The following is a 15,276-nucleotide window of genomic DNA, read 5'->3' on the forward strand; positions in this document are numbered from 1 at the left end:
ATATTTGCTAGCAACGCTGGTTTTTACGCCGTTTGTATTGAACTTTAATTGCTGGTCTGACAAGTTTGGCTGTGTTATATATTTAGTAATTCGTACTTTTAAGGACACGCTAACTAATGAATTTCGATCATTTACTGCAACAAGCCGCTAATATTAATAATCAAGACGACACTAATAATGTGGCAAACACCATGCAGTTTGAAGCTAATTGGTGCCAAGGGCGCACCGCTTTTGGTGGGTTATCTGCAGCACTTTTATATCAAGCAATGAGAGCTCAAGTAAATAGTGAGCGCCGGTTATTATCTTTAAGTACTAACTTTGTTGGCCCGCTGCTTGCCGATACGCCATTTTCTTTATCGGTAGAAATACTGCGTGAAGGCAAAAGTAGTACTCAAGTACTGGCCAAAGCAATTCAAAACGAGCAAGTGTGTGTAATTGTACAAGCCTGCTTTGCTAGTAATCGCAACTCAGCTATTAATGTACCCGTTGCAAAGTCGTTAGGCTTACAAGAAGTTAATGAGCGCCATACATTGCCATTTATACAAGGGCAAATGCCGGAGTTTTTTCAACATGTTGATTTATGCCCACAACAAGGTGCTATGCCTTTTAGCAGTGCAGAAACCTCCCATTTAGGTGGGTGGATGCGCTTTAAAGAAACTCCAGCGGCCATTACTGAAGCACATATTATAGCGCTAACCGATGCATGGCCTCCTACTTTATTACAAATGTTTAAACAACCAGCGCCTGCCAGTAGCATGTCGTGGTATCTAGAGTTTGTGCAAGCGCCTAACTTAACTCCTGGTCAATGGTTGGGCTTTGAAGCAATTACCCATCATGCAAAAGGTGGTTACGGCTTAGAAGACGGCTGTATTTGGTCGCAATCGGGTGAGCTGATTGCCCTTACTCGCCAAACAGTGGCATTATTTGATTGATGTATAAGCAGTGGTATTAGCTATATATAATGTAGCGAGTGCCACTGCAATGCACTCTTAACTAATAATTAATTACGCTCAACAACAGTTATAACATTTGTATTTAGGCGATAATTATAGCAAAATTTAACTCTTTGTTTAATTCTAAGCGAACACTTTGCAAATAGCGTGTCCTTGTTGCGACTATATTATTGAGGTCCCCCAGGTTGAGGCTAAAAATGTCGCAACGTGCCCCCATTGCGGGCATAAGGTTTCTGACTCAGATACAGATCACGACAGCCGAGTTGTAGCGCTGAGCTTTAGTGCCTTGCTAATGCTACTCAGCAGCATGTTTTATCCTTTTATTTCGTTTAGCAGCAGTGGTATTACGCAAACTATAACCTTGCCCGATGCCGCGCGTATTTTATTTAATTACGATAGTAACTTGTTGGGGCTGTTTATTGATTTAAGTATTATAGCCTTGCCTATGAGCTTACTTATTATACTAATACCATTACACTTAGGTGCGCTTAGAGCGCTACCTCAAGGTATTGCTCGACGATTATTAAAATTTACCCTAGCGCTTGAACCTTGGATTATGTCGGAGATTTTTCTCATTGGCGTACTTGTTAGTATGGTTAAAATAATGTCTCTCGCCGATATTAGTTTTGGGGTGAGCTTTTGGGCTTATGTGGGCTTTGTTATTTTATATATTAGTGCGTTAACACATTTAAACCGCCCCCGCTTGTGGGCACAAATTGGCCCAGTAGAAAAACTTGAAAATATAAACCTTACTCATCGCGCCATTGATAACGATATAAAAGCTTGCCATGTGTGCCATCAACTATGCACGCAAAGTGTTTGTAATCGTTGCCATAGTAAAACCTATCTTAGAAACCCCAACAGTGTACAAAAAGCTACGGCTTGGTTAATTACCTCTATTATTTGCTATATTCCAGCCAATGTTTTACCCATTATGTATACCACCAGTTTAGGTGATGAAAGCCCTTCAACCTTAATTGCTGGTGTTATTGCACTGTGGCAAAATGGCTCGTACCCTATTGCTATGATTATATTTATTGCCAGTGTTGTAGTCCCACTTGCAAAGGCTTTAGTATTGAGCTTTTTGTGTTTTATGGTTGCCAAACCCGCAAATGATCACACCATAGGGTATACACGTATTTATCAACTTACTGAATTTATTGGGAAATGGTCTATGATTGATGTGTTTGTTGTGGCCATTTTAGTTGCTTTGGTACAATTGGGTAACTTAATGTCGGTAACGCCCGGCTTAGGCGTTGCCTTTTTTACTGTTATGGTACTATGTCAAATGATGGCAGCTCACGCCTTTGACCCACGTTTGCTATGGGATTCACCTAAAAATAATAACGCAGAGAATAATGCATGACCGAAACCGCTAATATTACACAAAAATCAAAAATTTCTGCAATTTGGATTATTCCCGTTATTGCCCTGTTTGTGGGTGTTTGGATGCTTTATCAATACCAAACTAATTTAGGCCCCACTATTTATATAACCATGCCACAAGCGGAGGGGATAGTTGCGGGAAAAACCGAAATTAAAGTACGCAGTGTTAAAATTGGCCAAATAGATCATGTGCGTTTATCCGACTCGCAAGACAGTGTTATTGCCCGCGCTCAAATAGATAAAAACTACGATAACTTACTCACCGAAGATGCCAAAATTTGGGTGGTAAAACCGCGTATAGATGAAACCGGCATTAGTGGCATGAGTACGCTTTTATCAGGTGTATATTTAGAGTTTTCGCCTGGAGAAAGTAAAAAGAAAAAAGAAAAGTTTGAACTACAAGACGAGCCTGCCTTAATTGGTAAAGATGTTAAAGGCGGACGCTTTAAGTTATTAAGCTACAACGCTGAGGTACTTGAAGTAAGTACCGGTATATTTTTCAAAAACTATAAAATTGGGCAAATAGAAACCGCGACATTTGATTGGAAAAACCAAGCCATGAAGTACGGTATTTTTATTAAAGCACCCTACGAAAACCTGATCACCTTAAATTCTATTTTTTGGGTTAACTCTGGTATAGAAATTGACCTTTCTGCTGATGGCATAAACATTAATACCGGATCGCTTAGTAAACTTTTAAAAGGCGGTATATCGGTGGGCTTACCCGATCAACAAGCACCTGGCGATATTGCCCAAAATGAGCATAGCTTTTCGCTTAGTCAAAGCTATAAAGAAGCACTAGAAGAGCGCTTTTACGACTTTGACTACTATCTTATTGAGTTTGAGCAATCAATTCGCGGCCTGCGCGCTGGCGCTCCGGTTGAATACCGAGGAACTCGAATTGGTACAGTAGTAGAAGCCCCTGCCAATGTGATTATTAACGGCAAACCAGCTCACTTTAAAAACCAAAATACGGCTGTACCTGTGCTTATTAAAATAGAATATGGGCGCCTATACCACGATAACGATTTAGCTAAAGAGTATTGGCAAACGAGTTTAAATGGCTGGGTAAACAATGGTATGCGCGCTTCGCTTAAACCGGGTAATTTACTTACCGGTGCTGTGTATGTCGACTTTGACATTTATACAGATGCGCCTGATGCAAAACTAGAAAAACTGGCTCAATATGATGTTTTTCCAAGTATATCTAGCGGTATTACTGTATTAGCCGATCAGGTTTCTGATGTACTTAATAAGGTAAACGAGCTAAAAATCGAAGATAGCTTAGCACAAATGCAAGCCACTTTTAGCGACTACCAAGGGTTGGCCAACGACATGCGCGATTTGCTAAACCAAAAAGACACACAAAATTTACCGGGTGACTTTAATCAAAATTTCAAAAAAATGACCAAGAGTATGGAACAATTTGAAGTCACTATGCGCCAATTTGATAAAACCATGGCCAGCTATCAAGCAGGTTCGCAGTTTAATAATCAGCTACAGCAAACCTTGCAAGAGTTTAAACGTTTAAGTGAGCAGCTACAGCCGCTAACTAAAGGCCTAAATGAGCAGCCTAATATGTTTATATTTGATAAAGCATTACCCGCAGATCCAAAACCAAGGAAGCAATAATGGTTAAATCATCTTTTTTTGTTATTTTACTCGCTTTACTGCTTAGCGGTTGTAGTTCATCAATTCAAACTACCATCGCGTATTATCAGTTTGAACAACCTATTGTTGCCTCCTCTAGAGACGTAAGTGCAACTGATGCACAATTAAGAGTACAAACAGTTGTACTAAGAGGTGCCTTAAATAATCGCGGCATTGCGATGAAAATAGATCACAATCAAATTCATGCTGCAAACTACCATTTATGGGGTGAGTCACCTGATTCGATGCTCACCGTAAGTGCACAACAAACACTCTTTAATGCCCTACCTAACTGGATGGTAATAAAAGGTTTACCGGTGATCACCGAGCTAGATCAACAAACTTTTTATGAATTAGAATATGAAATTCATCATTTTAATGGCGACCTACAAGGCAACGCAGATATATCTGGGCTATGGCGTTTATATTATACCCACCCCGAAACAGGCCGACGCTTATTAAGTTTGCATAATTTTGCTAATGTAACGCAGCTCGACGGTGACGGCTATGATGCGCTGGTAGCAACGCTTGAAAAAACCTGGCAAGAAATCAACCTAGCAGTAGCCAAGCAAATTGAACAAACGCGGTTTAAATAATCATTACTAAAATTATTTAATGATATAAAAATAAAGAAACAACGCTGCGGCTTTCTTTATCTATTATTACTTGCCCTTGTGGCTTAAAGCCAAGCTTAATTAACACATTTTGTGATGCGCTATTATCTATTGAGGTAATGGCGCATAATTTATTAATGCCATATATACTTTTATTTTCAACTAACGCTTTTGCAGCTTCGTAAATATACCCTTGTTTTTCAAACGCTGTTAATAACGCAAACCCTATATCGGGGTGCTGCAACATTGCACGGCTATAAAAACCAACAACCCCCACTAACTGCTGATTTTTTAAAGTGATCACATAAGGGCCAAACCCTTGCGATTGGTGCGCCTCACTAAAAGCTTGCTTAATATAGGTTATAGCATCCTCAAGGGTATAAATTTTTTTATCCCCAATGTATTTTATAAAACTTTTTTGATTTACTAACTTTAATAAATCGCCAGCATCTGCTTCAACAGCATGGCGAATAATTAATCGCTCGGTATTAAATTGCCTTCGCATGTATTGTTATCCTTTTGGTTTGTAGCGCTATAGTCACCTAAATTATAAAAATGAGTCAATTAAAGCATTTATTTGTTGACTGAAGATGTAAAGCAGATTACTTTTGCGCCGATGTTTTTATAGGCATAACAAAAGCGGTTGCACTCCTTCCTTGCACCGTCTGGCGCCAAGCCAACGCATATTACTGCTGATTATTAATTTAAAATAACAGTTCCCTAGTGATATCGCGTGCAAAAGCAGTGACTTGGAAAGTGATAAGACAACTAACTTATCATCTTCTTTGTTTTTGTTAAGCAGTTTAAATTTTTAAATATGCTTTTAATTTTGTGAATACTTAAATGCTTGAACCTTCTGCGTTAAGCTTACTGCCGCCTTTAGTGGTAGTTATTTTGGCTGTAGTACTACGCCGCCCTATTTTATCTTTATTAATTGGTGCCCTTGTTGGGCTCATAATGGCTGATCCCTCGCAGGTATTGGCTAATTTTGCCAGCACCTCACTTAAAGTAATGAGTGACGAAACCATTGGCTGGTTAATATTGGTGTGTGGTGGTTTTGGTGCGTTAATCGCCTTATTAGTCCGTACCGGTGGTGCTTCTGCATTTGGTAAGTTGGCACTTAAATACACTAAGGGCAAACGCTCTTCATTATTTATGACCTTTTGCCTTGGATTAGTTATTTTTATTGATGACTATTTAAATGCGCTTACTGTGGGTGAAACCATGAAACGCATTACCGATAAATTTAAAGTAAGCCGCGAAATGCTAGCCTACGTTGTCGACTCAACTGCGGCACCAATTTGCGTACTTGTGCCCCTATCTACGTGGGCGGTATTTTTTGGTGGTTTACTCGTAGATAACGGTATTGCTGAAGAAGGCAAAGGCATTGCTGTTTACATTCAGGCTATTCCGTATATGTTTTACGCATGGTTTGCGGTACTCGTTGTGCTGTTAGTGGTACTTGGTGTGATCCCTGCTTTTGGCCCAATGAAAAAAGCAGAACAGATGGCACAAATTGAGCAAGCACAAGTCGATCCGGCGCAATACAGTGAAGTACAAACAGCAGACGAGTACGCGGTAAAAGCAGTAGAAGAAAATTTTGAAGATGCTGATCCTAAAGGTAAATTACATAACTTTTTATTGCCTATTATTTTATTAGTCGGCTTTACCGTTTACTTTGAGATAGACGTTTATAAAGGTTTACTGGCCACTATGGCTATAATTTTGCCATTTTATGCGTTACAAAAATTAATGTCGTTTAGTGAAATGATTGAACGTATGCTCGATGGATTTAAAAGCATGATACCGGCTATAGGCACGGTTATAGCCGCGTTTATATTTAAAGATGTGTGCGATTTAATTGGCTTGCCGCAATATGTTATTAATAGTTTAAGCCCATACATGACCGCGGGTTACTTGCCTGCAGTGGTATTTATTGCAATGTCTGTTTTAGCATTTGCAACGGGCTCAAGCTGGGGAATATTTGCTGTGTCTATTCCTATTGTTATGCCGCTGGCAACGGCGGTAGATGCTAATATTCCATTAGTCATTGGCGCGTTATTATCAGCATCATCGTTTGGCAGCCAAGCATGTTTTTATTCAGACTCAACGGTATTAGCAGCCCAAGGCGCTGGCTGTAACTTAATGAGCCACGCTGTTACACAATTGCCTTATACGCTTATTGCTGCAGCACTTGCGGTGATAGGCTTTTTACTAATGGCTTAAGTTTTAGTGATGGCTTAAATTAACTGAAATAAATAAAAACCCCAATGTAGCAATACATTGGGGTTTATTTTTAGCTGTATAAATAAAGCTTATTTTTGTAGTTTAATACCATTGTAATAGGCATCTAGCGTGGTGATTTTTGTTTGATTTGGTAAATCGGCGAAGTCACTTTCTATAAACTTAGTCCCGCGTAATTGCACATTTAAACGTGCCGCATTAGGGTTAAGCATTGTTTGTTGGTAATAGTCTTTAATATCGCTAAGCGTTACTTTCTCAACTTCATTTATTAGCTGTTGCTTTGAATCAAAATTAAAGTTTTCACGATACCAATCATTTAATAGTGGGCTCATTTCGTCACTTAAGTTTTTAGGTTGCTCTTTAAGCGATACTAACGTGGCATTTTTAAGCTGTGCAAACGTCTCCTCACTCATGTTGTCGAGCTCAACTGCATACTCTTTTTTAAACAGATCAAAACGCGTTTGTATTTCTTTTGGCCCTTTTACTGGTGTTTGAATAAACAAACCAATCGCTGAGTAATCCTCTATGGGGCGAGCTAACGCACCAACGGCATACGCAAGTTGCTCCTCGGTACGCATTTTATCAAATGCAATGGTTCTAAAATGCCCTTGTAGCACGGCAGCTTGTGCTTTTTGTTTGTAACCCGGTGTTGGATGAACTGTCATATCAACCACAGCTACATCGGCTACATCTATATCTTTTTGTAACACTATGGTTTCACCTGGTTGTGGTAACCATGCTTTACTGCGCGCAAACTCAGTGTGTTTATAGTTACTTGGCAAAATAACACTCAGCTCGGATGCTATTGCTGCTATGTCTTGCTGGTTATAGTTACCATAACTAAATACGCGTAAATCGTTATTAGCAAAGGTGTTTTGTTTTAAAGCATTAAAATCAGCTAAAGTTAAAGTGTTGGCTGTGCTAATTAAAGTATCAGTATCAAAGCTACCGGTACGGCTTAATTTTGTATATTCAGCAAATGCTTGCGCGTAAGGAAATTGTTTTTGCTGGTTAAGTAAATTACGTTTAAAACGATCTACAGCTTGGTTAAATGCTTGCCCACTAATATCACTGTTTAACCCACTTAATGCTTGTTTAAGCAGTACATTTTGCTTATCTGTAAAGCCACTCATAGACAAAACTAAACCATTACTTGGTGCAAGGTTTACGCTCATACCTGCAATAGCAGCCTCAGTGCTTAGTTGGCTTTGCTGTATGTTGTACAGATCGGCCCAAACAGAGTATAAAACCTCCGCTTTTACATCGTTTAGCCCCGGCTGAGTATTTATATAAACTTCAACAAGTCCCTTTGGTTGCTCGGCAAATTTTTGACTTGCCTGACGCCATATTTTCACGCCATTTTTATCATAAGCAAGCTCTGGGGATTTTTGCTGTTTAAATGTTTGGGTTTTAATAGCAAAATTTTCTGGCAGTAAGTTATTTACGCTAGGGAGCGCTAAATTAAACTGGCTTTTTTTGTTCCAGCTTGCAACTTCCTGCTCGCTTATGTCACTAATGCGGTATTTACCGTCGTAAAAGTGTAGCTGTGAGTCGGTTTCTTCTTGCTGCGATACATACCAAATGCGTAAAGTGTCGGCATTTAATTGTTTAAGCACTTTATTTACTGAGTCTGCATCAAACTTAGCGTAATAATAAGGCGCATTAATGGCATGATTTAATGGATAATCTTGCATGCTTTGAGTCAATGTACTTACGTAGTTAAACTCATCGCCTTTTTCTAAAAACTTAAATTGATTATTTAACGAGGTACGAATTTCGTTAAAGTATTTACTATCAACGCCCTCTTTTTTAATCAATTCAATATACTGCATTATAGTCGCCACTATCGTTTCACGATTTTGCATACCTGTATCTGTAAGCTCTACGTTAACGTTTAACGACCCGTAGTTGCCATAGTGGGTTGGCGCTGCCGATGCTGACAATTGCGATACCCACCCCTTATCACGTAATATTTGCGCTGGACTGCCAGGCATTTCATTACTTAATAAGTAGGCCACAAAGCGATTAGGCTTGAGTGCAAATTCGTTATTGTTATTGCTAATGGTAAAATCAAGTTGTAGCTGTTTTACATCTTCATTAGGGGCATAGAACACGCGCTTACCACCGGCATTATCAAAGTTAAGCTTGGCGGTTACTGTTGGTTTTTCGATGTTTTTATTTTTAATATCAGCAAAGTATTTTTGTGCTTTTTGCTCCATTGCCGCAATTGGCAAATTAGAGATAAGCGCTACTTTCATAATATTTGAAGAGTAGTATTTATTATAAAAATCAACTGTTTCTTTGTGTAATGAGCTGCCTTCTTTGTCACCTAAGGTTTCTAGGTTGCCAATTAAAAAACGGTTAGCTGGGTGTTCACCCATCATTTTACGCGCTAGTTTAAACTGCCCAAAAAAGTCCATTTCGCGGCGCATTGACCACTCTGCATTTACTGCATTTTTTTCTTTGTCTGTGTATTCAGGGTATAACTTAGGGGCTTTAAAAAAGTCAGCAAAACGGTCTAACCCTTCATCAAACGCATCGTTGTTAATTTTAAACATATAGTTGGTAATATCGAGCCAAGTATAGGCGTTGTGTGCGCCACCATTTTTGGTCATAAAGTCAGAGTACCCTTTAGTATCTGGGTAGCGCTCTGTGCCTAAAAACAGCATATGCTCTAAATAATGGGCCATGCCTTGTTGGCTCATTGGGTCATGTAATAAACCCACTCCAACACTTAATGCCGCGGCTGATTTTTCAGCACTGGGGTCTGATACTAAAATAACTTCAATGTCGTTAGCTAATTTAAGCGTTTTATATTCGCGATTATCATTAGGGCTTACAACCAGCGAGTCTGATAATAAAACAGTTTGAGGTGCCTGAGATACAGATGATGTATTTGAACAACCGCTTAGTACAGCAAGTGCAATGGCACTAAAGCCAATAATTTTTTTCATTTTATTTCCATTAAAAGTATGTCGCAACTGCGATCTACGCTTATTTAAAAAGCTATTTACAGCCTAAATTAACATTTTAGATTAATGTTTTGCCACAATTTATCCGTTAATTGTGTAACACATTGTGAAAAACACCTGCATACTGCAACTAATTCAAATAATAATAAGGAAAAACCATGGAAAAGTTGATCATTTTAGCTATGTTCGCCCAAGTTTTACTCTCACTCATTGTAATGATTATTATGGGTAAAAGACGTTTTGCCGCAGCTAAAAATAAACACATAAATTTAACCGACTTTGCCACTATGCGTTTAGATAATGCAGGTGACAATGTGCGTGTTGCTGATAGAAACTTTACCAATCAATTTGAAATACCCGTGTTGTTTTATGCTGGGTGCTTACTTGCAATGCAACTCAATAGTGCAAGCATTTTGGTGGCTGTTTTAGCTTGGCTATTTGTGATTTCGCGTATTTTACATAGCGTTGTTCACTTAGGCAGTAATAAAATAAGAATACGCTTTAATCTATTCTTAATAGGCTGTGGTAGTGTATTTGCGTTATGGCTGGTAATAATTTGGCGGGTATTACTGTTTTAACTCTTACATTAAACAACTAAAAACCCCGCTATTTAACACCCATAGCGGGGTTTCTTTATTTTGAGTATTTGTTATTTAGCGCGTTCTAAACGTGGTAACACTAATAATAAAGCCCCTAGTAACCAAGCCATACTACCGCTTGAATCTTCTTTTTGCGAAGGTGGCACTACTTGGCTAATTAATGTGTTTTTAGCCGGTGTAAGGTTTTGCGCTGAATTAGGATCGTCATCTATAACTAATACGCTTTGAATAGTCACTAAATTAGCATTACTAATGGTTACATCACTTTTTAAGCACTGCTCTGTAGTGATACCAACTACCGGTATTTCACCACAATGTACTAAAGCAGCTATTTTATCTAAAGTCGCTTGGCTATCATCCGTAATCTGTCCAAACACAGTAAAACCACTGTTTTGCACATCCAAGTTGGCACTATTATCTTTTAAGTTAAAAAACCACTGGCTAGTTGCACTGTTTGGGTTTCCACCTAGTTTAGCCATGGCAATCGTGCCTTTAACATTAGAGTAAATAGGTTCGTTAATGACTGCTGGCTTGGTTGTAATTCGATCAAAATCATCTGAGTAGGTAAAACCGCCACCTTGGATTATGAAATCTTTGACTGAGCGATGAATCACTGTTTGGTTATACGCTGCATCATCTAAATAACTCATAAAGTTTTCTACAGTTTTTGGTGTTTGTTGATCAAATAAATTAATTTTAATAACACCTTGGCTGGTACTTACTTCTACAATGGTTGCTGAACTGGCAAAGCTTACTGCGCTAAGTAACGAGGCTAATAAAAGCTTTTTCATCGTTTTTCCCTATTATTATTTTATTTAAGTGTAAAGTTTAGTGATACTTAGAGTAATGCGAGTAAGACTAAAAATCGACTGCAAAATAGCCCCTGATACAATTCAAACCAAGTCGGTTACAACTTAATTACATTTCATCACCTTCCTACTGAGCTTGTCCTTGTAAAAACGCTGTTTAATGAAAATGCACTTATAAATTGTTTTATTTTTGTTATGATTCCTCTGCAAATTCGTAAATGGAGAATTGTAATGTCAGAAAAAAACAACCAAATTTGTGATTTTGGTTTACATAAGGGAGAGCCCTACACACGCTTACCCGCTAGTTTTTTAATCTGGATGGTAGGTATTAATCATCAAAAAGCCAGATATGCCAGCGAAGAGCTAAAACGCAGAGAGTTAGCTGCTACTAAAAAATTAAAGTGTGATTAAAGAATGTAAAAGTGTGTTTTTGTAGCAAACTAGTTAAACTATGCGCCAATAAACGTAAGTGCTTTTAATCAATAGGTGTTTTATGCGCATAATTTTTTTGTTTGTCATTGCTTTTAGTGTACTTGGGTGTAGTACTACACTCACTAGCCCCACCCCACAATATTTAACCGTACTGCATACTAACGATAATCATGGTCGCTTTTGGCACAATGAAAAAGGTGAGTATGGCATGGCTGCCCGTAAAACCCTGATTGACTCGCTACGCAATAAAGCAATCGCGCAGGGACATGCAGTACTGCTGCTTTCTGGTGGCGATATAAATACCGGCATTCCAGAGTCAGATTTACAATACGCTGAACCTGACTTTAAAGGCATGTCGTTAATTGGCTATGATGCAATGGCCCTTGGAAATCATGAATTTGATAACCCGATGAGCGTGCTTAAAAAGCAACAGCAATGGGCTAACTTTCCTTTTTTATCGGCAAATATATTTGAAAAATCGACCGGTAAAAATGTATTTGATAGCTATAAAGTATTTAATAAAAATGGGCTGAGTATTGCTGTTATAGGTTTAACCACCACTGATACAGCCAAAATAGGTAATCCCGAATATATTCGCCAATTAGAGTTTAAAGATCCAATCGAAATCACGGCACAATTAGCACAAAAAATTAAAGCACAATATAACCCCGACATTACTATTGCGCTCACTCATATGGGGCATTATGTGGATGCCAGCCACGCAATTAATGCGCCTGGAGATGTAACACTTGCGCGCTCACTGCCAACTAACACCTTAGATATGATCATCGGTGGTCACTCTCAAGAGCCTGTATGTATGGCGGCTAAAAACGTAAATGACGATAACTTTAAACCCGGCCTAGCCTGCACGCCCGATCAACAAAATGGCACTTGGATAATGCAAGCCCACGAATGGGGTAAATATGTTGGTAAAGCCGAATTTAAACTTGAAAATGGCCAGCTAACCCTCTTAAATTATAAACTGCTACCCGTTAATTTATATGTTGATAAACAACACGCGGATGGCACAACTTCTAGTGTATTAGCTAACGAGTACATTACGCCTAATCCACAGTTAAACGCATTTTTAGCCGAGTATCAGGAAAAAGGCGCTAAACAAATTGAAGGTAAAATTGGTTATGTAAATGCCAGACTTGAGGGCGATCGCAATAAAGTACGCTACCAACAAACAAATTTAGCTCGCGTGATTATTCAAGCGCAAATGAACAGTACCGATGCTGACTTTGGCATTATGAGTGGCGGCGGTGTACGCGACAGTATTGCTGCAGGCGAAGTAAGTTATAAAGATATTTTAAAAGCCCAACCGTTTCAAAATCGAGTGGCTTATATCGATATTGCAGGAGAAGATTTATGGCAATATTTAGAAGTTGTAACGCGTTTCCCGCCTGATTCAGGCGCTTACATGCAGTACCACAAATTATCGTTTGAGCATAAAAACAACACCTTAGTAAAGGTATTAATAAATGGGCAAGCATTAGATAAAAGTAAAACTTACCGTATGAGCATTAATAACTTTAACGCCTCAGGTGGTGATGGCTACCCTGCACTAACCACAGCAAAAGGTTTTGTAGTTACTGATGAAACAGACTCTAACGCATTAAAGCGTTTTTTTGCAGAGCACAGCCCGATAGATGCGGCCCAGTTTGCCCCTAAATAATCTATTTTTTGGAGATAGTAGGAACGAGTATATTACTTGCCTACTATTTCTACATCGCCTTTAGCAATATTAACTAACCCGTAACTGTGTAGCCGCGAACGAGAACCCTCTCCAAATGCCTTAGGCGGATAAAAAATTTCTTTTTGTTGCGGGTATTCACTCAACACTTCATCTAACGCCGCGCGTATTTCGCTCAATGTTTTTTCAAGGCTATTATTAAAGTTAGGGCGCTTGCGGATCGTGTGTCCCAGCTCTACTAATCGATAAAAATATTTATTAGCTAATTCAATTAGCTCATCAGGCACATCTTTATTATGGCTGAGCACAACATCGCTATTACTGTTACAAAATTCAATAAGCGCTAAATAAAAACTAAGTGGTTTATTTGCTAAACATACTTGGTATTGCGGATTAATATTAACTGACACCGTTTTAGTATTTAGATTAATAACTAACACGGGTGATTTACTTTCCTCAACAGGTTCAGGCTGCAGCGTAGCTAACTGCTTACTTTTTTGCTCTATTGTAATAACCGTTTTCAGCCAGTGGCTAACAAAAGCACTTAACATAAAAATAGCGACATAATAATAAATATAACGCCACGGCCATGGCTGTGGTTTTATATCAAAAACTAAAAAAACAGGGCCAATACTAGTCGTTAAACGCGTAAAAAACTGCGCTCCGGTTAATGTGGTTGATAGCTTTTTATCAGCGACAATATTTAACAATAACAAATTAGTGCCGATTAGTTGCGAATTTAACTGCTCTAAATAACTATTTATATTATCTATATTACTGGAGTACTTAAGCAGTTCATTAGATAGCTCGAGTAAAGGTAAGTCCAGCGCTATCTGCTTTTCTATCGTGGCTATATTAAGCTTTTGCACTTGCTGTTGTTTATAGCTTACTGAGTAATAAAATACGCTACAAAGTAATAAAAAAATGAATAGCGTAATAAATGAAAATAACTGCTTACTCATATTTCATCTCGCTTATAAGTTACAACGTCATTATCACACTGCCAAAATGACTGCGCACCTTTATAGTAATGAAGAGATTGCTCTTGCGACATGGCTAATAAATGCGCCTGTACCGAGCATAATAGATCGGTATTATTATGTGGCATTTTTAAATACCACCGCGTGCCTGAAATATTATTTTTTAGCGGTGTAATATAGTTTTTTGAAAAGCGTTTTGCATCACTTTCTTGCCAAAATGAAGCTATAATATCTACTTTTCCGTTAGCCAATAAATCACGTAAGGCATCGTGAGAGCTAGCATAAACAATATTTAAGTTTTCGAGGTTAATATCCAACTCTTTAAATACTTGCTTAGGCAATATATGCCCTGAGCGACTGGTTGGATAATCTAATAATCCAATGCGCTTACCCAAAAAGTATTCTTTTGTTATTTTAGGTTTTTCTTTAGCCGAAATAAAAAATGCAGTGTAATCAGAAAACCCAACTACAGGCTGGTAGCTATAGGTAGTCTCGGCTTTAAATGCATCCATAATATTGTTTTTAGTTAAAATGAGATCGGCAATGCCTTTTCCTACAAATTCAAAGCTTTCCGTCGTGTTATAGCGCCAGTAACTTACAACCGCCCCGTACTGCTTAGCTACCACATCATCTGTACATAAGCTATGTGCTAATGTACCTGCTATTTTTTTTGATGGCGCGAAGATGATTAACTGGTTTTCATTTTTAATTGCAGATGTTTGGCATTCAATTGATGTTTCTATTAATTTTGCAAAGCGTAACTCACTGCTATCAACACTTAGTTGACCACACACCCACACCAAAACAATTAACAAATATAAAAATACAATTAACAGCATTTTATTATAAATGACGTATTTAATGTTCAAACAAAACATCCTAATATTATTATTAGCCTATTTGAACAATTTTAATTACTTATTGCAATAAGTAATTTTACC

13 protein-coding genes are annotated in these 15,276 nt (G+C 38.3%); 8 read left to right on the forward strand and 5 right to left on the reverse strand.

What is annotated here, in order from left to right; translation table 11 throughout:
* Positions 1-116: 116 nt before the first annotated feature.
* From H5058_RS10130 to H5058_RS10145, 4 genes are all read left to right on the forward strand, one after another.
* Positions 117-932, forward strand: coding sequence for an acyl-CoA thioesterase II (locus tag H5058_RS10130; protein ID WP_089369220.1), 816 nt, complete (start codon positions 117-119; stop codon positions 930-932).
* Between the two features lie 157 nt (positions 933-1,089).
* Positions 1,090-2,319, forward strand: coding sequence for a paraquat-inducible protein A (locus tag H5058_RS10135; protein WP_011329983.1), 1,230 nt, complete (start codon positions 1,090-1,092; stop codon positions 2,317-2,319).
* Positions 2,316-3,971 carry an intermembrane transport protein PqiB gene (gene pqiB / locus H5058_RS10140; RefSeq protein ID WP_179807142.1) on the forward strand — a complete coding sequence of 552 codons (1,656 nt, stop codon included), beginning with the start codon at positions 2,316-2,318 and terminating at the stop codon, positions 3,969-3,971. The genes H5058_RS10135 and pqiB overlap by 4 nt, the downstream gene beginning before the upstream one ends.
* Positions 3,971-4,585: a PqiC family protein gene (locus H5058_RS10145; protein ID WP_182677959.1), complete on the forward strand. Its 615-nt coding sequence runs from the start codon at positions 3,971-3,973 to the stop codon at positions 4,583-4,585. The genes pqiB and H5058_RS10145 overlap by 1 nt, the downstream gene beginning before the upstream one ends.
* A 16-nt stretch (positions 4,586-4,601) precedes the next feature.
* Here the strand turns inward: H5058_RS10145 and H5058_RS10150 are convergent, their stop codons facing one another.
* Positions 4,602-5,108 (reverse strand): GNAT family N-acetyltransferase, encoded by a 507-nt coding sequence (locus tag H5058_RS10150; RefSeq protein WP_089369217.1) that lies wholly within the window; start codon positions 5,106-5,108, stop codon positions 4,602-4,604.
* 338 nt (positions 5,109-5,446) lie between these two features.
* Between H5058_RS10150 and H5058_RS10155 the strand changes: the two genes are divergently transcribed.
* Positions 5,447-6,829 carry a Na+/H+ antiporter NhaC family protein gene (locus H5058_RS10155; protein ID WP_011329979.1) on the forward strand — a complete coding sequence of 461 codons (1,383 nt, stop codon included), beginning with the start codon at positions 5,447-5,449 and terminating at the stop codon, positions 6,827-6,829.
* 89 nt (positions 6,830-6,918) lie between these two features.
* On the opposite strand, the gene H5058_RS10160 is transcribed toward H5058_RS10155, so the two are convergent.
* Positions 6,919-9,801: an insulinase family protein gene (locus tag H5058_RS10160; RefSeq protein WP_182677961.1), complete on the reverse strand. Its 2,883-nt coding sequence runs from the start codon at positions 9,799-9,801 to the stop codon at positions 6,919-6,921.
* A 176-nt stretch (positions 9,802-9,977) separates the two neighbouring features.
* Here H5058_RS10160 and H5058_RS10165 point away from each other — a divergent pair, with 176 nt between their 5' ends.
* Positions 9,978-10,397: an MAPEG family protein gene (locus tag H5058_RS10165; RefSeq protein WP_086995727.1), complete on the forward strand. Its 420-nt coding sequence runs from the start codon at positions 9,978-9,980 to the stop codon at positions 10,395-10,397.
* 71 nt (positions 10,398-10,468) lie between these two features.
* Here the strand turns inward: H5058_RS10165 and H5058_RS10170 are convergent, their stop codons facing one another.
* Complete coding sequence (locus H5058_RS10170) at positions 10,469-11,209, reverse strand: peptidylprolyl isomerase (protein ID WP_182677963.1); 741 nt, start codon at positions 11,207-11,209, stop codon at positions 10,469-10,471.
* Between the two features lie 249 nt (positions 11,210-11,458).
* Between H5058_RS10170 and H5058_RS10175 the strand changes: the two genes are divergently transcribed.
* Together H5058_RS10175 and ushA are read left to right on the forward strand one after the other, a co-directional pair.
* Positions 11,459-11,638: a hypothetical protein gene (locus H5058_RS10175; protein WP_041454917.1), complete on the forward strand. Its 180-nt coding sequence runs from the start codon at positions 11,459-11,461 to the stop codon at positions 11,636-11,638.
* 82 nt (positions 11,639-11,720) lie between these two features.
* Positions 11,721-13,337, forward strand: a complete 1,617-nt coding sequence (ushA, locus tag H5058_RS10180) for a bifunctional UDP-sugar hydrolase/5'-nucleotidase UshA (protein WP_011329974.1) — start codon at positions 11,721-11,723, stop codon at positions 13,335-13,337.
* A gap of 32 nt (positions 13,338-13,369) precedes the next feature.
* Here ushA and H5058_RS10185 read toward each other — a convergent pair whose 3' ends face one another.
* Positions 13,370-14,317 (reverse strand): hypothetical protein, encoded by a 948-nt coding sequence (locus H5058_RS10185; protein WP_182677965.1) that lies wholly within the window; start codon positions 14,315-14,317, stop codon positions 13,370-13,372.
* Positions 14,314-15,204 carry a PhnD/SsuA/transferrin family substrate-binding protein gene (locus tag H5058_RS10190; protein WP_182677967.1) on the reverse strand — a complete coding sequence of 297 codons (891 nt, stop codon included), beginning with the start codon at positions 15,202-15,204 and terminating at the stop codon, positions 14,314-14,316. Before H5058_RS10190 ends, H5058_RS10185 begins: the two co-directional genes overlap by 4 nt.
* Between the last annotated feature and the right edge of the window lie 72 nt (positions 15,205-15,276).

It is taken from the genome of Pseudoalteromonas sp. SR45-4 (genome assembly GCF_014163535.1).
GTDB classification, from domain to species: domain Bacteria; phylum Pseudomonadota; class Gammaproteobacteria; order Enterobacterales; family Alteromonadaceae; genus Pseudoalteromonas; species Pseudoalteromonas nigrifaciens.